Raw genomic sequence first — 20,188 nt, 5'->3', positions numbered from 1 at the left:
ATGCTGGGCGTGTCCTGCCCCGTCTGCCCTGGAATGAAGATGCCGCTTCAGCGCCACTCTCCTCTGCGCCTGTGCCTGGTCACTGTGTTGGCCGCCGTCTCTGTCGGCAGCGGAACGCTCCACCCTGCCGCCGCCACTTCCGGGGACGGTTCCCGCGACCACCCGGACCAGCTGCAGCGACAACTCGACGGGCTGGTCGCGGCTCCGGGCGGCCCGCCGGGAGTGGTGGTCCTCCTGCAGAGCGGCGACAAGCGTCGCGTGCTGCGCGCCGGAGTCGCCGACCTGACGACCGGCCGTCCGATCGGACCCCGCGACCACACCCGGACCGCCAGCGCGAGCAAGGCCTACAGCGGCGCGGTGGCCCTGCATCTCGTCCAGCAGGGCGCGCTGGACCTGGACGACACCATCGGGGCGCGACTGCCACGCCTGCCCCGAGCCTGGGCCGAGGTGACGCTGCGCCAGTTGCTGCAGCACACCAGCGGTCTGCCGGACTACAGCCGGGATCCGGAGTTCCTGCGCCTGCTCGCGGCCGACCCCCGACGGCACTTCGACTCACGACGCCTGCTCGACTTCGTCCGTGACGAGCGCCTGCTGTTCCGCCCGGGCTCCCAGTACCGCTACTCGAACTCGGACAACATCGCCGTCGCTCTCATGGCCGAAGCGGTGACCGGCGAACCCTACGAGACACTGCTCCGCAAGATCGTCTACCGGCCCCTGGGCCTGCGCGAAACGAGCCTCCCGCAGGGGTACGAGATGGCGCGGCCCTTCATGCACGGCTATGACGTCAGCGAGGTCCCGCCGCTGGACGTCAGCGAGCTGATCGGCGCCTCCGGAGTGTGGGCCTCGGGCGGGATCATCGCCACACCGCGGGACATGAACCGCTTCATCCGCGGCTACGCGAGCGGCGCACTGACCTCCCCGGCCGCGCTGCACGAACAGCGCCAGTGGGTGGACGGCGCCTCCGAACCGGCCGGCCCCGGCGGCAACAAGGCGGGGCTCGGCATCTTCCGCTACACCACCCGGTGCGGAGTGGTGCTCGGGCACACCGGCAACACCCCCGGCTACACCCAGCTGATCGCCGCGACACCGGACGGCCGACGTTCCCTCACCGTCTCGCTCACCACCCAGGTGAACCAGACCACGACCCCGGACCTGCTGCGGAAGCTCCGCACGATGGAGGAATCGGCGGTGTGCTCGCTGCTGCGCATGGGGTGACCCCCGCGACCGACTCGTTGGCCGGTCCACCGGACGTTGTCCCGGTGGACCGGCCGAATTCGCACCCGCATACCGGCCCCTCGTGTGCCGGAGCCTGCGCGATGCCTTGACATGTTCCTGTCGTGGTGCCTCTATGGGAGCGCTCCCACGTTTCTTCTGATGCTCAGGTTTCTTGGCGCTCACTTTCTGGAGTCGCAGTGAGAACAGCAAGAAGCACGACACGAGGCACGACACGAAACACGACAAGAAGCGCGGCACCAGGCGTGCTGCGAAGGCGCCGCGTCGCCGCCCTGCTGACCCGACTGGTCACCCTCCTGGGGCTCGTCGCTCTCGGTGTCCTGGGTCCGGCGACGGCTCATGCCCAGTCGTCGCCCGGTGCCCTCGACACCGGACTTCACATCAGCGACGGCCGCCTGGTCGAGGGCAATGGGAACGACTTCATCATGCGTGGCGTCAACCATGCCCACACCTGGTACCCGGGCGAGACGCAGTCGCTGGCCGACGTCAAGGCGCTCGGCGCCAACACCGTCCGCGTCGTCCTCTCCAACGGTCACCGCTGGACCAAGAACAGTGCCGCCGACGTCGCCGGCATCGTCAGCCAGTGCAAGGCCAACCGGCTCATCTGCGTCCTGGAGGTGCACGACACCACCGGATACGGCGAGGACGCCGCGGCCGGCACGCTCGACCAGGCGGCCGACTACTGGATCGGGCTCAAGGACGTACTGGCCGGTGAAGAGAACTACGTCATCGTCAACATCGGCAACGAGCCCTGGGGCAACACCAACCCGGCCGGCTGGACCGATCCCACGGTCGCCGCGATCAAGAAGCTGCGCAACGCCGGGTTCGAGCACACGATCATGGTGGACGCGCCCAACTGGGGCCAGGACTGGCAAGGCGTCATGCGGGCCAACGCCCAGGCCGTCTATGACGCCGACACCACCGGCAACCTGATCTTCTCGATCCACATGTACAGCGTGTACGACACCGCCCAGGAGATCACCGACTACCTGAACGCCTTCGTCAACGCCGGACTCCCCATCCTCATCGGTGAGTTCGGTGGGCCTCCCGACCAGTGGGGCGACCCGGACGAGGACACCATGATGGCGGCGGCCCAACAGCTCAGGCTCGGCTATCTGGCCTGGAGCTGGAGCGGCAACACGGACCCGATCCTCGACCTGTCGATCGGCTTCGACCCCAGCCGGCTCAGCTCCTGGGGCCAGCGCATCTTCAACGGCGCCAACGGAATCGCCCAGACCTCCCGCGAAGCGACCGTCTTCGGCGGCGGCGATCCGGGGGACACCCAGGCCCCGACCGCCCCCGGAACCCCGACCGCCTCCGCGGTGACGGCCACCTCCCTCACCCTCGCCTGGCCCGCCGCCACGGACAACGTCGGCGTCACCGGCTACGACGTGGTCCGCGTCAGCGGCGGCTCCGAGACCACGGTCGCCGCCTCCACCACCAACACCGTCGACGTGACAGGCCTGACCGCCGACACGACGTACACCTTCGCCGTCTACGCCCGAGACGCGGCCGGGAACCGTTCGGCCCGCTCGGCCACGGTTAACGTCACCACCGACGAGGGCGGCAGCACTCCCGGTGTGGCCTGTTCGGTCGGTTACCGCGTCGTCGGCGAGTGGCCGGGCGGTTTCCAGGGTGAGATCACCATCCGCAACACGGGCACCACCGCCATCAGCGGCTGGACGCTCGCCTTCGCCTTCGCCAACGGTCAGACCGTCACCAACATGTGGGGCGGGACCCCCACCCAGAACAGCGGCGCGGTGAGCGTCACCCCCGCCTCCTACACCTCCACCATCCCCGCCGCCGGTTCGGTCACCGTCGGCTTCACCGGCAGCAAGGGCGCCACCAATACATCCCCGACCGCGTTCAGACTCAACGGAACCGCCTGCGCCACCACTTGATCAGCTGCTCGCGCTTGCCGGTGGGGGCCGCCGGCCCCTGCCGGCCAGGCAGACCCGTTTCGGCCGAGGGCGGTCAGCCCGGCTTCTCGCCGGTCTCGCAGATCAGGCGGGCGATCTCGCGCAGTTTGATGTTGCGGTCCTGAGATGCCTTCTTGAGCACCTTGAAGGCCGTGTCCTCGGTCAGTCCGTGGCGCTCCATGAGGATGCCCATGGCCTCGCCGATCTCGTGCCGGGTCTCCAGGGCGTGGCCGAGCTGCTGATGCGTACGGGCCGCGGAGAAGGCCACGGCCGCGTGCGAGGCGAGGATCCAGCCGGCCCGCTGCGCGGCCTCGTCGAAGGTGCCCGGCTCCCGGGAGTACACGTTGAGGGCGCCGAGATCGTCGTCCTCGGTGAAGAGGAGAAAGCCCATCGCGCTGCCCATGCCCAGCTTGTTCAGCTCGGGGGCGAAGCGGGGCCAGCGATCATGGGGTTGGCGCAGGTCCTGGATCGTGTAGACCTGCTGGCGGTCGGTCACGGCGTCGAAGCAGGGGCCTTCCTGCAGATCCTGCTGGATCCGGTCCGCGCGGCGTACGAGATCGCTCGTCGCCGCCAGTGCGTGCACCTCGCCCCGCCGTACGGTGAGAATGCCGGCGTGGTCGCATCCGTTGATCAGAACCGTCGCGTGCTCCACGATGCGGTCCAAGGTGTCCTGCGCCGAGTCCTGGGCCAGCAGATCCCGCGCCATCTCCGCCAGGGCGACGGCGAACCGCTCCCAGACTCCGTCCGGCTCGTGCGACATGTGCCACCTGCCTACGTATCGAAGCACCCTTGCCGCTCCTCTGAGACCCCATATTGCCACCCGGGTGCCCCACCGCGTCGAACAGGCTTGCCTGTCCCGCGGAGCGTGATCACGCCGGGGCCGACTCCGGCGTGGTGGAGCCGTGTCCCTGAGATTCCTGAGTCACATGCCGCTCGGTTGCGTCGATGTAGTCGTGGAGGACCTGGCGGGAGCGCGTGAGGGTGTCGATGTGTTCGTCCAGCTCCTTCAGGCGCGCCCGAAGGGTGTCCAGGAGCTCCGGACAGGGTTCGAGGTCGGGAGCCGTCCAGCGACTACCTCGACGGCGTGATCCTGGCCGTCCCTCCGGGCATCGGCACGGCCGACGCGATCATCCTCTACAGCGGGCCCAGGGCGGCCTTCGACCTGCACGAGCCCGTACTGAGGAGCCTGGCCGAGGCAACGACGTATCTGGGCGGCGACCACACCCTGTCGGCGCTGCACGACATGGCCGTGCTGGGCCTGATGTGGGGCGTCCTGAACGGGTTCCTGCATGGTGCCGCGCTGCTCGGGGCGGCGGGGGTGGACCCCGCGGGGTTCGTCCCGCTCGTGAGGCAGGGGATCGGCATCGTGACCGACTGGCTGCCCGGCTACGCGCAGCAGATCGCCGAGGGTACGTACCCGGCCCTCGACGCCACCCTCGACACCCACCGGGCCGCGATGGAGCACCTCGCGCAGGAGAGCGAGTCCCGCGGTGCCGACGCCGACCTGCCCAGGTTCATCCAGGCCCTGGCAGACCGGGCCTTGGCCGTCGGACGTGGAGGTGACGGCTACACGGCGATGATCGAGCAGTTCCGCAAGCCCTCAGGATCGCGGTCATGACCGGCCGTCGGTCTCGCCCTGCCGGGAATAGCCGGACCGCGGTCTCGACTTGGCCCTGGACATGACCGCCACACCATTCGACCCACGCACGCTGCTCGCGGAGAGCCGGCTCGGCGTTCTCGCGACGATCAAGTCGGACGGCCGCCCCCAGCTGTCGCCCGTCATGCCCTTCTACGACCGGGAGGCCGATGTTCTCCACGTTTCGATGACCGAGGGACGAGCCAAGACGGCGAACCTGCGCAGGGATCCGCGAGCGGCACTGGAGGTCACCGGCCCCGACGGCTGGTCATGGGCGACGGCCGAGGGCACGGTGACCCTCACCGGGCCGGGAACCGACCCCCACGGCCCGGAGGTCGGGGCGCTGGTGGACTACTACCGGCGCGCCGCCGGTGAGCACTCGGACTGGGACGAATACCGGTCGGCGATGGTCACTGACCGTAGAGTGCTCATGACGATGACGGTCACCCACGTGTACGGCGCCAGGATCCGCTGAAGGCGCCACGGCCGGCGAGCCGCCCGAAGTGGACTCGGGCGGTTCGCTCACCGCCGGAACGCGCTCACCGCCATGACACGCGGGGCTTGAAACAGAGGGGCGCGGGCTTGAAACCGAGGAGTGGGAGTCCGTAACCGGGACACCCGTCGGTCACGAGGGGCCGGACGAGCGGCTTCGGAGGGTGCTCCGGAGCCGCTCCGGCCGCGTTGTCAGTGCCCTCCGCAACAATGCGGAGCAGCGAGAACGTCATCGTCCCGGCGATGCGCGATCGCACCCGTCCGACGAAAGGCCGCCCGTACATGACGCCCACTCCCCACCGCCGAGCCGTGCCGCGCGTCCTGGACGGAGACCGCTGATGATGCTCCGAGCCCTCCCGCGCACACCCGCTCCGCTCGGCCCCGGCGGTGCCGAGGTTCTGCGTCTCATCACGGTGCAGCGCGTTCCCGTCTGGCTGACCGTGCACGCCAACGGCCGTCGCCGGTACGGCTACTGGCAGCCCCTCGGTTCCGGCGCCGGGCTGGGTGTCAGCCATGTGGCCCTGCCCACCGACGAGTGCGACGCGCTGCAGGCGGCGGGCCGGATCGTGCTGGGGGACCCGGTCGTGGACCCGGCGAAGACCACCTACCCCGTGCGCCCCGCGGTGCCGGGCGCGCCACCCGCGGCGGGCACCCCACGCCATACCCGGCAGGCCCTCTCGGCGTGAACCGAGGGGCCCTCCCGCCACAGCGGGGCGGTGCCCGGCTCCTACCGGGGCGAGAGCGGTACGACGGCGGTGATGCGCTTTCCGCCGGCGTCGAGCTCCGAGATCGTGATGTCGCGGGCGAGATGGCAGACGATCGGCCAGCCGTGACCTCCGACCCGCATGAACCCCCGCTCGTCGATGTGCCGTGCCGATGTCGGGAGTTCCTGGCTGCGGTCGCTCACCGACAGACGTACGTCCCAGTCGTCCAGCGTCACCTCGAACTGGGTGACACCGCCGCCGTGCAGCATCGCGTTGGTGGTGAGTTCCGAAGCGACGAGCAGGGCGTCGCCGACGGCCTCGTCACCGGCCACGGTGTCGCGCCTGCGGGATCGTCGTGCGCCTTCGAAGGCGTGCCTGACCGCCTCGCGCACCTCGGCCGGACTGCGCGGTCCCGGTGAACGAGACCGGCCGGGGACCGTCACCGTGTCGATCGGGTGCGTCCGGTGCTCCCCGCACATTCTTCGCTCCTTCGCCTGAAAAGACCTGAAAACAGGCGGGCCCGCCGCAAGCGCGCAGCGGGCCCTGCGGAATGGATGATCGACATCAGTGACGGAATATGTCCTTCGTCTTTTCCTTGGCCTGGCGGGCGTCGCCCTTGGACTGCTCGGCCCGGCCCTCGGCGGTCAGCCGCTCATTGCCGACCGCACGGCCCGCGGCCTCCTTGGCCTTGCCCTTGGCCTGCTCCGTCTTGGCTCGTGCCTTCTGGTTCCTGGCCACTGCGGATCACGTCCTCACTGCTTCGACGGTGCGCTCTACTATTACGGCTGACCGGGGAATGGCCGTCCAAACACGGGTGGGTCGAGAATTCGGCGGGCTTCCCCCGAAGGGCCGAATCATTCCCGATCCGGAAAAGGATTCACCGAATTCCACAGAACGAGGAGACGTGAGCGATGGGGACCGCTGGGCACGTCCCGCAGACGCGGGACATGATCGGGGAGGAGCTGTCCGGTGACGAGGCGCTCACCGCGCTGCGGCGCTACGGGGGCCGTCGCCTGCTGCTGGACGCGTTCTCCCGCTTCCGCTACGCCGACGGCTTCACCAGTGCACGCTCCCTCGCCTTCCAAGTGGTCCTGGGCATGGTGCCCTTCATCATCGCCCTGGTGGGTGTCGCCACCACCGTCCACACCGAGAGCGTCGGCCGGATCATCGAACTCACCCTCGGCCGGATCGTGCCCGGCGCCAGCGCCGACCTGGTCGAGGACGCCCTGGCCGAGACCGAGCGCAGCGCCGGCTCCGGGATCTGGAGCGCCCTGGCGATGTGGCTGGGCCTGGCCTTCGCGATACTCAACCTGGCCTCGGCCATGGGCCAGGTCGAAAGGGGCGCCAACCGCATCTACGGGATCGAGCGCGACCGTCCGGTTCTGGCCAAGTACGGCCGGTCCCTGCTGCTCGCCCTCGCCGCGGGCATGCCGATGGTCCTCGGTTTCCTCGTCCTGGTCGCCGGAGACGCGGTGGGGGAGTCGGTGGTCCAGGCCCTCGGCTGGTCGCGCGACAACCTCGACTGGTGGGGGCCGCTCCAGGTCCCGCTGGGCGTGGTGTTCGTCTGGGTCGCCTCGGCTGTGATCTTCCGCTGGGCTCCGCGCAGGGACCAGCCGGGCTACACCTGGCTCGCCTTCGGCTCGGCGGTCCATCTGGTGCTGTGGGTCGCGGCCACCTGGCTGCTGGCGTTCTACGTCGCCAGCAGCGGGTCCTTCGGTGCCGTGTACGGACCGCTCACCGCCTTCGTCGCGCTGTTGCTGTGGGCGAACCTCACCGGGGTCGCTCTCTTCCTCGGTGTCGCCTTCGCCGCCCAGCTCGAGGCCGCCCGCGCCGGAATCACCGACGCCGTGAAACCGGACCCGGGGTCCGGCCCCTGAACTTGACGGGGCGTCGGTTGCCAGAGTGAGGCGCGGGCCTCCCTGCATCCGGCCCCGCGCGACGCCTGGTCGGGTGATCCGTTGCCGAAGGTGCTCCCGACAGGGCGGGTCAGCCGTTGCCGTGTGGGTGTGTCGTGATAGTCTTGATCCAGTTGCAATTGTAGTTCCCGCACACTTCAAGTGCCTCGGATGATTACATATCGCCGGGCACTTTTGTATTTCCGGCGCTCTTTCCGGACGGGTTCATTGCGGCGACGCAGGGGTCCACACAGTGCGGACCCCCGGGTACTGCCCCGAAGGGGAAATGACATGGCTACTGGAACCGTCAAGTGGTTCAACTCGGAAAAGGGCTTCGGCTTCATCGAGCAGGAGGGCGGCGGCCCCGACGTCTTCGCCCACTACTCGAACATCGCCACCCAGGGCTTTCGTGAGCTCCAGGAGGGCCAGAAGGTGAACTTCGACATCACCCAGGGTCAGAAGGGCCCGCAGGCGGAGAACATCACGCCTGCCTGACGTCGAATCGCACGAGGCAGCTGGGGTCCCACCTCGCGGTGGGGCCCCAGCTTGCTGATTTTTGCAGGGGTCCCCGACCGGGACCTCCTTCTTGTGTCACATCGCTGCGGCCGGATCGTTTTCCGGTCTCGCACCCGGCTCGTTCTTGCAATTCGTTCGGCTTGTGTCCGCCGAGAATTCCTCGATACGTGCCCTATCGAGGAAGGTTCTTCATGAACCGTTCAGCTCGCACGAACGATGGTTATTCCAAGGGCCGCAAGGACGGCTTCGGCGGTTCCGGCCGGGGCGGCCGTGCCCGTCCGCAGAGCCAGGGGCGGCCCGTCACCCGGTCGGGTGGCAATGGGCGCCGGCCCGCCGCGCTGCAGGGCGAGTTCACACCGCCCACCACCGTCAACCCGGGCCTTCCCGCGGTCGCGACCTTCGGTGAACTGGGCCTCCCCGCCGAGTTGCTGGAGACCCTCACCCGCCTCGGCGTGACCGAGCCGTTCCCGATCCAGGCCGCCACGCTGCCCAACTCCCTCGCGGGCCGTGACGTCCTCGGCCGCGGCCGCACCGGCTCCGGCAAGACGCTCGCCTTCGGTCTGGCACTCCTCGTGCGCCTGGCCGGGCGGCGTGCCGAGCCCCGGAAGCCGCTCGCGATGATCCTCGTTCCCACCCGTGAGCTGGCCCAGCAGGTCACCGACGCGCTGACGCCGTACGCCCGGCCGCTGAAGCTGCGGCTGGCCACCGTCGTCGGCGGTATGTCGATCGGCCGGCAGGCCGGTGCGCTGCGGGCCGGTGCCGAGGTCGTCGTCGCGACCCCGGGCCGTCTCATGGACCTCGTAGAGCGCAAGGACTGCCGCCTGGACCGGGTGGAGATCACCGTCCTGGACGAGGCCGACCAGATGGCCGACATGGGCTTCATGCCCCAGGTCACCGAGCTGCTCGACCAGGTACGGCCCGACGGCCAGCGGATGCTGTTCTCGGCCACCCTGGACCGCAACATCGACCTCCTGGTCCGGCGCTACCTCCACGACCCCGTGGTCCACTCGGTCGACCCGTCGGCGGGCACGGTCACCACGATGGAGCACCACGTGCTGTACGTGCACGGCGCCGACAAGCACGCCACCGCCACGGAGATCGCCGCCCGCGACGGGCGGGTGCTGATGTTCCTCGACACCAAGCACGCCGTGGACCAGTTCACCCGGCACCTGCTGGGCAGCGGGGTGAAGGCCGCGGCGCTGCACGGCGGCAAGTCGCAGCCCCAGCGCACCCGCACCCTGGCCCAGTTCAAGGACGGCCAGGTCACGGTGCTGGTGGCGACCAACGTCGCGGCCCGGGGCATCCACATCGACGACCTCGACCTCGTCGTCAACGTGGACCCGCCCAGCGACCACAAGGACTACCTGCACCGCGGAGGGCGTACGGCCCGTGCCGGGGAGTCCGGCAGCGTCGTCACGCTCGTTCTGCCCAATCAGCGTCGTGACATGACCCGTCTGATGTCCGACGCCCGCATCAGGCCGCAGATCACCCAGGTCCGCTCGGGAGAGGCCGAGCTGAGCCGCATCACCGGTGCCCAGGCGCCCTCCGGGATCCCCGTCAACGGAAGCGCGCCGGTCACGGAGCGCCCCCAGCGCGGCGGTACGCCCTTCCGCGGCATGGGCACCCGGCCGGGACGTGCCGGTGGCGAGTCCCGCCGGTCCGCCGAGGCCCGGCAGACGGCCGAGGCGCGTAAGGCCGCCCGGGTCCGTCGCGGCGCCTAGACCTGGCACGAGCCGGTTCCCGAGTGGCGGCGGGCGCGGAGATCCACCATTTTGGTCCCAGATGCGATCATCTTGGCCACATCGGGGAAGTCGAGTCCCATGAGCGAATCAGAGTTTCCGCCCGAAGACCGGCCCGTGGACCTCTATCTCGACCTGTTGCGCGTGCGTATGGCGCCGTCGGACTACGCCTTGCTGCTCCGCATGGTCGAGCCAGTGCTGGAGGCGATGCAGGAGCAACGGGCTGGGCCGATCGAGTTGAGTCTCGAGGGCGAGGACGGCGCCGGTGTCTCGCAGGAGGTCCGTGACGAGGCGTCCCTCGTCGTGGCCGTCGCCGTCACGGGACGGCTGGACAACCAGATCGTCGAGATCGAGACCGACGAGGTCGGACCCGTCAGGGTCGTCACGGACTCCGGCACCGCGGCCGATCCGGCCAGGTGCCAGGAGATCGCCGACTTCATCGGTGAACGACACCGTCAGGACGAGGAGCTGCGCGGCATCGCGGAGGTGAGCGGCCTGCCCACCGATGTCTGACCCCCGCCGTGGCCCCGGACCCCGGGTCCGGGGCCGAAGTACGACGGCGGGGCCCGGGACGACGGCAACCGGGGCGTACCGGTGCCAGACGCGTCACACCGCTCGCGTTCTCGCCGTGCCCCGGACAGGGTCCTGCGATGCTTTCGCTCGTGTCGATCACCTCGTCCGTGCCGGAACCGATCACGCCCGACGCCCCGGTCGCACTCCCTCGCCCCCTGCTCACCCAGCAGTGGCTGGACCTCACCTTCGTGCACTGGGCCGTGGATCCGGCGGACGTGGCGGCACTGCTGCCGGACGGCACCGTTCCCGACACCATGGACGGCGTCACCTTCGTCGGACTGGTCGCGTTCCGGATGCACAAGGTGGGCTGGCTGCGCCTGCCGGGAGTGCCGTACCTCGGCTCCTTCCCGGAGACCAACGTGCGCCTGTACTCGGTGGACGCGCACGGCCGGCGCGGGGTGGTCTTCCGCTCCATGGACGCCTCCCGGCTCGTGCCGGTGGTCATGGGGCGGCTCGCGTTCCGGCTGCCGTACGTGTGGTCCCGTATGTCCGTGCGGACCGGCGAGGACACCGTCGACTACATCAGCGCGAGGCGCGTGCCGGGACCGCGTGGCGCGTACAGCCGGCTCGTCGTCAGGCCCGGGGAGCGTATAACCGAGCCGACGGGTCTTGAGCACTTCCTGACCGCCCGCTGGGGCATGCACAACCCGTTCTTCGGCGACGCGGGCTTCCTGCCGAACGACCATCCGCGCTGGCCGCTGCACCGGGCGACGCTGGTCGCGTGCGAGGAGAACCTGGTGGAGTCGGCCGGGCTGCCGACACCGATGGGCGAACCGGTGAGCGTGCTGTACTCGCCGGGCGTACCCGTGCGTCTCGGGCGCCCGATTCCTCCGCCGCGCGGTTGAGTCCCGTGCGGCGGGCGCCGCGCGGAGCGCCGTCGCTCAGCGGTGGTGCCCCATCGGGCGGCGTGCCGTCAGCAGCAGCGCTATGTCGTCGGGGCGGTCGGCGACGTGCCGGGCCTTGGCGGTGAGGCGGTCGGCGACTGCGGCCAGTGAACGGCCGCCGGGGCGGGCAGCGGGGGAACCGGCCCGGGCCAGGGCGACGCGCAGTGCCGTGATGCCCTCGTCGATGTCGACACCGGGGCGCTCGACCAGCCCGTCCGTGTAGAGCGCGAGGATGGCGCCGGGCTCCAGCTGCAGCTCCGTCACCGGGTACTGGGCGTGCTGGTCGACGCCGAGCACGACGCCGCCCGGGATGTCCAGGACGTGCGTACGGCCGTCCGGGTAGCGCAGGATCGGCGGCGGATGCCCGGCGCGGGCGACCCGGGCCAGACCGGTGATGGGGTCCAGCCGGATGTAGCAGCAACTTGCGAACAGGCCGGGATCGAGGTCGATCAGGAGCCGGTTGGTGCCGCTGAGGACCTCGTCGGGCGGATGGTCGCCGAGCGCGAAGGCCCTTACGGCACTGCGCAGTTGCCCCATGGTGGCGGCGGCCTGGACACCGTGTCCCTGGACGTCGCCGATGACCAGCGCCAGCCCGTCCCCGGACTCGACGACGTCGTACCAGTCGCCTCCCACGTCCATGCCCTGGGTGCCCGCCAGATAGCGCCCGACGGTCTCCACCCGCGGATGGCCGGACAGGCGCCGGGGGAGGAGGGCCTGCTGGAGCCCGCGGGCGAGCGCGGCCTCGGTGTCGTAGCGGTGTGCCTTCTCCATGGCGTGGGCGATCAGCCCGGCGAGGGCGGTGAGCACCGTACGTTCCTCGGTGCTGAAGTCGCGGGGACGGTCGAAGCCCAGAATGCACGAGCCGACGGGGCGCCCGGAGGCGATGAGGGGCAGGAAGGCGCGGGCGCCCTCCGTCGCGTCGAGCGGGATGCCGGGATAGGCGGCCGTGAGCTGGTGCATCGACTCGAAGAAGAGCGGCTTACCGGTGGTGAGCGTCTCCACGCCGGGCAGCCGGGTGTCGAGACCGACCCCGTCGAACGGTGCGAGGAATCCCTTGGGGAAGCCCGATTCCCAGGCCAGGTACAGATGCCGGTCCTGCAGCAGGTAGATGGCGAGCCGACGGCCGCCGAACGCCGGCAGCAGCTCCTGCATCACGACCGCGGACACCTGGTGGGCGGTGACCGCCTCGGTCAGCGCGATCGCGAGGATGATCGGGCGGTACAGCGGGGCCATCGAGGTGACCGCGGCCGGGGAACCGTCGGCCAGGGGCGCGTCGGCCGGTGCGTCTGTGCCGGGTTGCGGCGCCGGCTCGGGAGGCCGGTCCGTCATTCGGTCGGCCGGAACGAGCTTGCAGGTCAGGATGTCGGGACCCGGATAGACGGAGAGCGAGAACCAGTCACCTCCCTGGGAATCCGCGAGGGGCTTGTCCTCGTCCTGGAGCGGCCGTACGACGTGGCAGTGCACCGGATGCGGTGACAGCAGTGCTTCCCGAAGGTGGTCCTCGTAGGCGGGCCTGTCCATCCATGGCACCGCCTCCCACAGGATGCGGCCCAGAAGCTCGGACCGCGGCCGGCCCAGCAGTTCCGCCGCCCGCGGATTCGCGTAGACGATCAGGCCCAGCCGGTCGAGGCAGAACACGCCCTCCGGGAGCAGGTCGGCCGCCTTGTCGGCCGCCGAGCCGGTGTCCGGATCGAGCACGATGCCGCGGACGGGGTGCCCTCCGGGCGGTACGGACGTGTCGTGCGGGGTCCAGAGCTCCAGCAGCCGAAGAGTGCCGTCGACGGCGTGCACGTGCAGGGGCAGCGGCGGCGGTCTTCCCGCGGCCGTCTCCCGCAGGGCGGCCAGGATCTGATGGGAGTCGGCGGCGGCCACGGCGTCCGCGAGCGCCTGCGGGGTGTCGGCGGACGTTCCCGGCGCCACCCCGAGCAGGGCGCGCAGCCGGTTGTCGGCGGTCACGACGTCCGTTGCCGGATCCCAGGTGAAACGCCCGATGGGCGCGGCGGGGGGCCCGGCCGACGGTGGGCGTACGCACAGCGGTTCGGCGTCCCAGGCGACCGGAGACCCGTCGCCCTGCTCCAGGCTCCGCAGAGCCGCGCCCAGATCCTCGGCCAGCTGCGCCATACGGTCACGGTCGGGCAGCACCGTGGTGGCGTCCGACGTCGCGGGGCGCAGCAGGGTCAGCACGCCGTAGACCGTCGACCCGCCGATCACGGGCACGTACACGGACCCGAACTGGAACGGCAGGCCCGCCGCGAACTGGGGGTAGCGGCGCATGGTCTCCGTGGCGTCCGGGAGCACCACCTGGACGCCCAGCCGGTAGGCGTCAGCGACGGGGAACCGACGGTCGACGTGCAGACGCCACCAGGGGCGGAACAGCGGCCCGGGCAGCCCCGAGAGCACGGCGAGCCGCAGCAGCCCGGGCGTACTGGACCGCAGGTACACGCCTCCCGCGAAGCCGTCGGCCGCGCCGATCGCCTCCGCCGTGATCCCGGTCAGCAGCGCGGCCAGGCGTGCGGGCGTCCGGGTGTCGTGCTCGGCTCTCCCAGTCATCGGCCCTACCTCGTCCGTGCGCCGCCGAGTGGCTGACACAGCAAGAATGCGCCACGATCGCCTCCGCCTGCACCCGGGCGGGGAACTCCGTGTGAATCCGACGAGGGTAATGGCGCCTGTACGGGCCCGGGCGTCCGGAAGCGTGACGGTGAGGTGGCAGGCGGCTACCGTCCGGCAGATTCCGGGGATCAGTACGCGCCCGCCGGCCGCGATCGCCGGCGGACGCGTGCCGATCGGTGTCAGGCCGCCGGTCGCACCAGACCGGACTCGTAGGCGAAGACCACCGCCTGGACGCGGGCGTGGGCGCCGATCTTGGCGAGGATGTTGCTGACGTGGGTCTTCACGGTGGTCGGGGCGATGGACAGGCGCTCGGCGATCTCGGCGTTGGACCAGCCGGAGGCGACGGCGGTGAGGACGTCGCGTTCGCGCCCGGTGAGGGTGCCGAGGCCGACCTGCCCGTCGAGCGGGCGGACGGGGCGCTGCTGGCGGACCGTCTCGATGAGCGTGCGGGTCAGACCTGGAGTGATCACGGCGTCTCCCGCGGCCACGATACGGATGGCCGCGGTCAGCTCGTCGGGAGTGGCGTCCTGGAGTAGGAATCCGGCCGCTCCGGCGCGCAGGGCGGCGTAGGCGCTTCGCTCTCGGCCGGCAGGTGTCAGGACGAGCACGCGCGGGCGCTGCCCACCGGTTCCGGCGAGTTCCGAAACCAGCGGGAGGAGGGAGGGGTGGGCGATGCGGCGGATGGTCGCGACGCCGTCCGTGTCGGCGACGCTGCTGTCCAACAGGACGACGTCGGGGCGGAGTTCGGCGCTGAGACGGACCGCCTCGGCCCCGGTCGCCGCTTCGCCGACGACGGTCAGGTCGGGCTCGGCGGCCAGGAGCATCCGCAGACCGAGCCGCTGCAGGGACTGGTCGTTCACGATGAGTACGGAGGTCATGGCAGGCGTTCTCCATGGGGAGGGGCGATGGGCGGCGTCCTCGCCGGGGACATGCGCGGAGCCCTGAACGAAACTGTTTCGTTCACCTCGATACCAGAGTAGCCCTGCCGCTATCGATACGGCACCGTTTTTGTTGTGGTCTGGCTCACTCCTCGCCCTCAGGCCGCGGCCGACCTGTCCGAGCGGCACTTCATCAGCGGCTGGACGCGCGTACCGAACGTCTCGATGCCTTCGAGGAAATCGTCGAAGACCAGCATGATCCCCTTGGTGCCGTCGACCCGGGCGACCTCGTCGAGCATCCTCGCGACGGTCTCGTACGAGCCGACGAGCGTGCCCATGTTGAAGTTCACCGCTCCCTCGGGCAGTGAGATGGTCCGGGCGGTCGAGGAGTCGTCGGCGGCCGTGTCCGTGGCCGATTCGCCCGCCATGTACGCCAGCGCGGCGAGGTCGGCGTTGTCGTGGTAGTCCTGCCACTTCGCCCGGGCGGCCTCGTCGGTCTCGTCCGCGATGACCATGAAGAGGGAGAGCGCCCCGACGTCACGGGCGGTCCCGCGCGCCATGTCCACGAGCGAGGCCGTGGTGTCCGAGAGCGCCAGCGGAGTGTTCACCCCGCTGCCCAGGATGAAGTTGTACTCGGCGTGCTCGGCGGCGAACCTCATTCCCGTGCTGCTCTGGCCCGCGGCGACGATGTCGATGTGCCCGTTCGCCGGCCGCGGTGACAGCACGCAGTCGTCCATCTCGTAGAACTCGCCCTTGAAGTTGCTGACGCCCTCGCTCCACAGCTCCTTCATCACGGTGACGTACTCGACGGCGCGGGCGTAGCGGTTGCCGAAGTGCTCGTCGCCGGGCCACAGGCCCATCTGCGCGTACTCCCCGGGCGCCCAGCCCGTGACGATGTTGACGCCGAAGCGGCCGGGGGCGATCGAGTCGACCGTCACGGCCATGCGCGCGACGATTGCCGGGGGCAGTGCGAGGATCGGTGTGGAGGCGTACAGCTTGATCCGGTCGGAGACGGCGGCCAGGCCGGCCATCAAGGTGAACGACTCCAGAGTGTGGTCCCAGAACCCGGTCTCGCCGCCGAACCCCTTGAGCTTGATCATCGAAAGGGCGAAGTCGAACCCGTGCGCCTCGGCCCTCTGCACCACGGCCTTGTTCAGCTCGAAGCTCGGCAGGTACTGCGGGGAGCTCTTCGATATGAGCCAGCCGTTGTTGCCGATGGGGATGAAGACGCCGATGTCCATGCCGCTCCTCGTGTGTCGCCGTGATCGGAGGACTGCCCGTGGCGAAGGGGTGTTACACGGGGTGCGGGAGTGTCGGACCGGCCATCGTCACGACAGGCAACCCGGCCTGAAGCCACGGGTGTTGAAGACCAGGTAAGGGAGGGCGGAGGCGAAGGTGTGATTCCTGCGAAGGCCCGCATTCAGTGAGGCCAGAACGGTAAAATTTGTCGTATGAACGCACGGCTGGCTCTGCTCGGCACGGTGGAACCAGGTGTCGCGGAGAGTGAGATCTTCCGGTTGGCGCTCCAGCACGCGGTGGGCGAGCTCGGTGCGCTGGGAGGGATGATCCACCTCCGCGGCCCCATGTCCGCCCTGCGGCTGGTGTCCGTCGCCGGTCTCCCGCCGGTCCTCACCCGGGCCTGGGAGATCATCGACCAGGAGGGCCCGCTGGCCCCCGCCCGCGCCCTGCACCAGGGAAGCGGCGTCTGGGCGCCGCGGGCAGCCACCGGACAGGCCCTGCCGGTGGAGGGCACCTGGCCGGGAAGCGGACTGGCGGCCGCCCCGCTGTCCAGCGGGGACCGCACCATCGGTGCCCTCTCCGTCGTCATGGGCGCCGGGGGCGAACCCACCCCGGAGCAGTGGAACTTCCTGCACGCCGTGATCGCCTGGACCGAGGAGCGCATGGCGCAGGCGCCCCCGCCGGCCGGGCCCGCGCAGACCGAACTCAGCGGCGAGCGCCTCCGACAGGCCCTCAAGGAGGTCAGCGTCGGCTCCTGGGACTGGGACATCCGCACCGGCGACCTGATCTGGGACGAGGCTGCCCTGGAGCTCTACGGCACCAGACCGGCCGACTTCACCGGCAAGATCGAGAACTGGATGAGGATCGTCCACCCCGACGACCTCGCCCCGACACTGGGCGCCGCGCAGCGGGCGATCCGCGACCACACGGTGTACGAGGCGGAGTACCGCGTCCGCGGCCTGGACGGTACGTACGGCTGGACCCAGGCCCGCGGCAGGGCGACGTACGACGAACACGGCGAACCCCTCCGGATGATCGGCGTGGGCTGGGAGAGCAACGAGTCCCGGTCCGCCCGTGACGCCCTCAGCCGCGCCCTGCGCCATATGAGCGACGGATTCCTGGCGTTCGACGACGAGTGGCGGATCACCTTCGCCAACCTTGAGGCGGAACGCACGCTGGGCCTCTCCGAGGAGGAGCTGTTCGGGCGTGTCCTGTGGGAACTGCCCACCGCGCAGCGGGTGTCCGGCATGGAGAGCCGCTTTCGCAAGGCCGCGGCCGAGGACAAGCCCGCCAGCTTCGACGTACACATACCGGAGGGCGACCGCCGCTACCATCTGCGGCTGGTCCCCGGCCCCGACGGCCGCACCCTCTACTTCACCGACGTCACCGAGCGGCGGCGGCACGAGGAGGAGCGTCAGGCCGCCGAGCGGGTCGCGTCCGAACGCGCGGCCCAGATAGCCGAGCTGACGGCCGCGCTCGCGAAGGCGACGACCTCGCGGGACGTGGTGGACGCGCTCGCCCCGCGGGTGCTGCCGCCGTTCGCCGCCGCGGGACTCCTGGTGCAGACCGTCGAGGGCGAATGGCTGCACACCGTGGGAGCGGTCGGCTACCCGGACGGCTTCCTCGCGAGCGTCGACCGCCGCCCGCGGATGTCCGGCGACCCGGGCTGGGACGCGATCACGTCCGACACGCCGCTCTTCCTGTCCACCGTCGAGGAACTCGTCGCGCGCTCACCGGGACAGGCCGACCTGCCCGGGAGCGCGGGCAAACAGGCGTGGGCGTTCCTGCCGCTGACGGCGTCCGGCGTCACCTTCGGTGTCTGTGTCGTGGCCTTCGACCGCCCGCGCCGCCTCACCGACGACGAACGCACCCTCCTGACCACGATCAGCGCCCTGGTCGCCCAGGCGCTGGAACGGGCGAGGCTCTACGACGCCGAACACACCCGTTCCCGCGAACTCCAGCGCAGCCTGCTCCCTCGGGACCTGCCCTCCCCGTCGGCCTGCACGGCGGCGGCCCGCTACCTCCCCGCAGGGCAGGGCATGGACGTGGGGGGCGACTGGTACGACATCATCCCGCTCTCGGGCGGCCAGGTGGCCCTGGTGGTCGGCGACGTGATGGGCCACGGCCTGCCGGAGGCGGCGACGATGGGCCGCCTGCGCACGGCTGTCCACACCCTCGCCGACCTGGAACTGCCGCCCGACGAGATCATGAGCCATCTGAACGACATCGTCGGCGGCATGGGCGAGGAGTCGTACGTCACCTGTCTGTACGCACTGTACGACTCGACCACGCAGATCTGCTCCATCGCACGGGCAGGCCATCCCCCGCCGGCCGTGGTCCACCCCGACGGCCGGGTCCACTTTCCGGAACTGGCCCCCGACCCTCCGCTGGGCGCGGCCGAACCACCCTTCGAGACGGTCGAGTTGGCGGTGCCCGAGGGCAGCCTGCTCGTGCTCTACACCGACGGCCTGGTGGAGTCGTCCACGCGCGAGATCGACGAGGGGATGGCGGACCTGGCCGGGCTGCTGCGCGCGGCGCACTTCACGGACGTGGACCCGGAAGGGGAGCGCGATCGTCTCGAACGTCTCTGTGACACCCTCACGGCCGGTCTTCTCCCCGCCGAGCACCAGGCGGCCGACGACGCGGCGCTCCTTGTGGCCCGGCTGCACGCCCTGCCCGTGGAGAGGATGGCCTCCTGGTCGCTGCCCGAGGACCCCCGGGCGGCAGGCCAGGCCCGCCGCCACGTCCGTGAGCAGCTCTCCGCCTGGGGCCTCGACAGCCTGACACCGACCACGGAACTCCTGGCCAGCGAACTGGTCGGCAACGTCGTACGCCACGCCAAGGGCCCCGTCAGCCTGCGCCTCCTGCACGACGCCGAACTGGTCTGCGAGGTCTTCGACGGCAGCCTGACGATGCCCCGCATCCGCCGGGCGACGGACACCGACGAGGGCGGGCGCGGCCTGCAACTGATCACGGCACTCTCCCGGCGCTGGGGCACGCGCTACACCGCGACCGGAAAATGCATCTGGACCGAGCAGGCACTCCTTGGCCCGGACGGCCGCAAGGACGAGCCGTCCGAAGCCCTGGAGCCGATGCTCCCGAACGTCGGGGAGTTCGACGGGGACCTGGACGCGCTCCCTTTCGGGGACCAGGAGTTGTAGGGACCGAGCCCCTCAGGCACCAGCAACTGTCGGCACGGGGCCGGAGATTCGACTCCTAGACCCTCCTAGACCGCGTCGCGCCACACCTTCACGTCCAAGGTGGCGTACGTCGTCCCGGACGAGGCCTGGTACGTCACCAGCCCCACGTGTCCCGTGCCGCTGATGACGCACATCTGCCGGCCGACGGTCAGGTCCTTGATCCAGATGTAACTCTTGTAGCCGGTCGCGCCCTTGCACGCCTCCACGCTTGCCTGCCGCCCCGCCGGAAGCAGGGCGAGGGAGCTGCCGGAGGTGGTGCCGGGGGCGAGAACAGCGCCCGAGGAGTAGACGGCGTACGTCAGATCCTCGTCCGAACTTCCGGTGTCCGCCTTGGAACGCACCGGGGTGTCCGCCAGATACAGGTCGTGGCTCGCGGTCATCCGGATCCCGGAGTACGTGACCGGGGCAGGGGCCTTGGGCGCCGCCGGCTCGCTGGACGCCGCCGGGGGAGCCGGGTTCGGAGCCTGAGTGGGGGTCGCGGGCCCCGAAGGGCCGGACGGCAGCACGGACTTGGTGGGCTTCGGCTTCTTCGACGCCTTGGTGGACGGGGAGCCGGACGCCGACGGGGACTTCTCGGCCTTCCGAGCCGACTGCGACGCGGTCACCTCCGCGGACCCGGTGTCGCCCTTGTCGCCGTCCCTCGGGACGAGCAGCAGCGCGGAGGCCGCCC

Annotated in this window: 17 protein-coding genes and 1 pseudogene; 11 read left to right on the top strand and 7 right to left on the bottom strand. The window is 70.5% G+C overall.

Annotated elements, in window-relative coordinates; all coding sequences use genetic code 11:
- Positions 1-39 precede the first annotated feature (39 nt).
- Both O3Q52_RS18535 and O3Q52_RS18530 read left to right on the top strand, forming a co-directional pair.
- Positions 40-1,215, top strand: coding sequence for a serine hydrolase (locus O3Q52_RS18535; RefSeq protein WP_269649900.1), 1,176 nt, complete (start codon positions 40-42; stop codon positions 1,213-1,215).
- A gap of 263 nt (positions 1,216-1,478) precedes the next feature.
- On the top strand, positions 1,479-3,134 hold the full coding sequence (locus tag O3Q52_RS18530; protein ID WP_269649892.1) for a cellulase family glycosylhydrolase: 1,656 nt from the start codon (positions 1,479-1,481) through the stop codon (positions 3,132-3,134).
- A 73-nt stretch (positions 3,135-3,207) separates the two neighbouring features.
- Here the strand turns inward: O3Q52_RS18530 and O3Q52_RS18525 are convergent, their stop codons facing one another.
- Positions 3,208-3,912 carry a GAF and ANTAR domain-containing protein gene (locus O3Q52_RS18525; RefSeq protein ID WP_269649891.1) on the bottom strand — a complete coding sequence of 235 codons (705 nt, stop codon included), beginning with the start codon at positions 3,910-3,912 and terminating at the stop codon, positions 3,208-3,210.
- Positions 3,913-4,236: 324 nt separating this feature from the next.
- Between O3Q52_RS18525 and O3Q52_RS18520 the strand changes: the two genes are divergently transcribed.
- The 3 genes from O3Q52_RS18520 (at position 4,237) to O3Q52_RS18510 (ending at position 5,966) form a co-directional block, all read left to right on the top strand.
- Positions 4,237-4,770 carry a hypothetical protein gene (locus tag O3Q52_RS18520; protein WP_269649890.1) on the top strand — a complete coding sequence of 178 codons (534 nt, stop codon included), beginning with the start codon at positions 4,237-4,239 and terminating at the stop codon, positions 4,768-4,770.
- A gap of 61 nt (positions 4,771-4,831) precedes the next feature.
- A complete protein-coding gene (locus tag O3Q52_RS18515) occupies positions 4,832-5,263 on the top strand; it encodes a PPOX class F420-dependent oxidoreductase (protein ID WP_269649889.1) in 432 nt (143 codons plus the stop codon).
- 355 nt (positions 5,264-5,618) lie between these two features.
- Complete coding sequence (locus tag O3Q52_RS18510; protein ID WP_269649888.1) at positions 5,619-5,966, top strand: hypothetical protein; 348 nt, start codon at positions 5,619-5,621, stop codon at positions 5,964-5,966.
- A gap of 41 nt (positions 5,967-6,007) precedes the next feature.
- On the opposite strand, the gene O3Q52_RS18505 is transcribed toward O3Q52_RS18510, so the two are convergent.
- The gene (locus O3Q52_RS18505; protein WP_269649887.1) at positions 6,008-6,463 is read right to left on the bottom strand and encodes an anti-sigma regulatory factor; all 456 of its coding nucleotides are present in this window, start codon (positions 6,461-6,463) and stop codon (positions 6,008-6,010) included.
- An 85-nt stretch (positions 6,464-6,548) separates the two neighbouring features.
- Positions 6,549-6,722: a CsbD family protein gene (locus tag O3Q52_RS18500; protein WP_269649886.1), complete on the bottom strand. Its 174-nt coding sequence runs from the start codon at positions 6,720-6,722 to the stop codon at positions 6,549-6,551.
- Between the two features lie 173 nt (positions 6,723-6,895).
- Here O3Q52_RS18500 and O3Q52_RS18495 point away from each other — a divergent pair, with 173 nt between their 5' ends.
- The 5 genes from O3Q52_RS18495 (at position 6,896) to O3Q52_RS18475 (ending at position 11,552) form a co-directional block, all read left to right on the top strand.
- Positions 6,896-7,861 carry a YihY/virulence factor BrkB family protein gene (locus O3Q52_RS18495; RefSeq protein ID WP_269649885.1) on the top strand — a complete coding sequence of 322 codons (966 nt, stop codon included), beginning with the start codon at positions 6,896-6,898 and terminating at the stop codon, positions 7,859-7,861.
- A gap of 309 nt (positions 7,862-8,170) precedes the next feature.
- Positions 8,171-8,374 carry a cold-shock protein gene (locus tag O3Q52_RS18490; RefSeq protein WP_055614959.1) on the top strand — a complete coding sequence of 68 codons (204 nt, stop codon included), beginning with the start codon at positions 8,171-8,173 and terminating at the stop codon, positions 8,372-8,374.
- 212 nt (positions 8,375-8,586) lie between these two features.
- On the top strand, positions 8,587-10,116 hold the full coding sequence (locus O3Q52_RS18485; RefSeq protein ID WP_269649884.1) for a DEAD/DEAH box helicase: 1,530 nt from the start codon (positions 8,587-8,589) through the stop codon (positions 10,114-10,116).
- A 99-nt stretch (positions 10,117-10,215) separates the two neighbouring features.
- Positions 10,216-10,647 (top strand): hypothetical protein, encoded by a 432-nt coding sequence (locus tag O3Q52_RS18480; RefSeq protein ID WP_269649883.1) that lies wholly within the window; start codon positions 10,216-10,218, stop codon positions 10,645-10,647.
- A gap of 137 nt (positions 10,648-10,784) precedes the next feature.
- Positions 10,785-11,552, top strand: a complete 768-nt coding sequence (locus O3Q52_RS18475) for a YqjF family protein (protein ID WP_269649882.1) — start codon at positions 10,785-10,787, stop codon at positions 11,550-11,552.
- 36 nt (positions 11,553-11,588) lie between these two features.
- Here the strand turns inward: O3Q52_RS18475 and O3Q52_RS18470 are convergent, their stop codons facing one another.
- The 3 genes from O3Q52_RS18470 to rutA form a co-directional block, all read right to left on the bottom strand.
- Positions 11,589-14,141, bottom strand: a complete 2,553-nt coding sequence (locus O3Q52_RS18470) for a SpoIIE family protein phosphatase (RefSeq protein ID WP_269649881.1) — start codon at positions 14,139-14,141, stop codon at positions 11,589-11,591.
- Between the two features lie 239 nt (positions 14,142-14,380).
- Positions 14,381-15,079: a response regulator transcription factor gene (locus O3Q52_RS18465; protein WP_269649880.1), complete on the bottom strand. Its 699-nt coding sequence runs from the start codon at positions 15,077-15,079 to the stop codon at positions 14,381-14,383.
- A gap of 158 nt (positions 15,080-15,237) precedes the next feature.
- Positions 15,238-16,320: a pyrimidine utilization protein A gene (gene rutA / locus O3Q52_RS18460; RefSeq protein WP_269649879.1), complete on the bottom strand. Its 1,083-nt coding sequence runs from the start codon at positions 16,318-16,320 to the stop codon at positions 15,238-15,240.
- 210 nt (positions 16,321-16,530) lie between these two features.
- On the opposite strand from rutA, the gene O3Q52_RS18455 reads away from it, so the two are divergent.
- On the top strand, positions 16,531-19,479 hold the full coding sequence (locus O3Q52_RS18455) for a SpoIIE family protein phosphatase (RefSeq protein ID WP_269649878.1): 2,949 nt from the start codon (positions 16,531-16,533) through the stop codon (positions 19,477-19,479).
- Between the two features lie 65 nt (positions 19,480-19,544).
- Here the strand turns inward: O3Q52_RS18455 and O3Q52_RS18450 are convergent.
- A pseudogene (locus tag O3Q52_RS18450) lies at positions 19,545-20,188 on the bottom strand (hypothetical protein); the annotation flags it as partial.

The sequence above is a fragment of the Streptomyces sp. ActVer genome (assembly GCF_027270795.1).
In the GTDB taxonomy this organism is placed as follows: domain Bacteria; phylum Actinomycetota; class Actinomycetes; order Streptomycetales; family Streptomycetaceae; genus Streptomyces; species Streptomyces umbrinus_A.
The sequence above is the reverse complement of the archived record's forward strand: the minus strand, read 5'-3'. Positions and strand labels throughout refer to the sequence as shown.

Excerpts from the sequence above, each read along its gene's own strand:
- O3Q52_RS18535 (WP_269649900.1), top strand. The coding sequence starts at position 40 with ATGCCGCTTCAGCGCCACTCTCCTCTGCGCCTGTGCCTGGTCACTGTG.
- O3Q52_RS18525 (WP_269649891.1), bottom strand. The coding sequence starts at position 3,912 with ATGTCGCACGAGCCGGACGGAGTCTGGGAGCGGTTCGCCGTCGCCCTG.
- O3Q52_RS18515 (WP_269649889.1), top strand. The coding sequence starts at position 4,832 with ATGACCGCCACACCATTCGACCCACGCACGCTGCTCGCGGAGAGCCGG.
- O3Q52_RS18510 (WP_269649888.1), top strand. The coding sequence starts at position 5,619 with ATGATGCTCCGAGCCCTCCCGCGCACACCCGCTCCGCTCGGCCCCGGC.
- O3Q52_RS18505 (WP_269649887.1), bottom strand. The coding sequence starts at position 6,463 with ATGTGCGGGGAGCACCGGACGCACCCGATCGACACGGTGACGGTCCCC.
- O3Q52_RS18495 (WP_269649885.1), top strand. The coding sequence starts at position 6,896 with ATGGGGACCGCTGGGCACGTCCCGCAGACGCGGGACATGATCGGGGAG.
- O3Q52_RS18490 (WP_055614959.1), top strand. The coding sequence starts at position 8,171 with ATGGCTACTGGAACCGTCAAGTGGTTCAACTCGGAAAAGGGCTTCGGC.
- O3Q52_RS18485 (WP_269649884.1), top strand. The coding sequence starts at position 8,587 with ATGAACCGTTCAGCTCGCACGAACGATGGTTATTCCAAGGGCCGCAAG.
- O3Q52_RS18480 (WP_269649883.1), top strand. The coding sequence starts at position 10,216 with ATGAGCGAATCAGAGTTTCCGCCCGAAGACCGGCCCGTGGACCTCTAT.
- O3Q52_RS18475 (WP_269649882.1), top strand. The coding sequence starts at position 10,785 with ATGCTTTCGCTCGTGTCGATCACCTCGTCCGTGCCGGAACCGATCACG.
- O3Q52_RS18470 (WP_269649881.1), bottom strand. The coding sequence starts at position 14,141 with ATGACTGGGAGAGCCGAGCACGACACCCGGACGCCCGCACGCCTGGCC.
- O3Q52_RS18465 (WP_269649880.1), bottom strand. The coding sequence starts at position 15,079 with ATGACCTCCGTACTCATCGTGAACGACCAGTCCCTGCAGCGGCTCGGT.
- rutA (WP_269649879.1), bottom strand. The coding sequence starts at position 16,320 with ATGGACATCGGCGTCTTCATCCCCATCGGCAACAACGGCTGGCTCATA.
- O3Q52_RS18455 (WP_269649878.1), top strand. The coding sequence starts at position 16,531 with ATGAACGCACGGCTGGCTCTGCTCGGCACGGTGGAACCAGGTGTCGCG.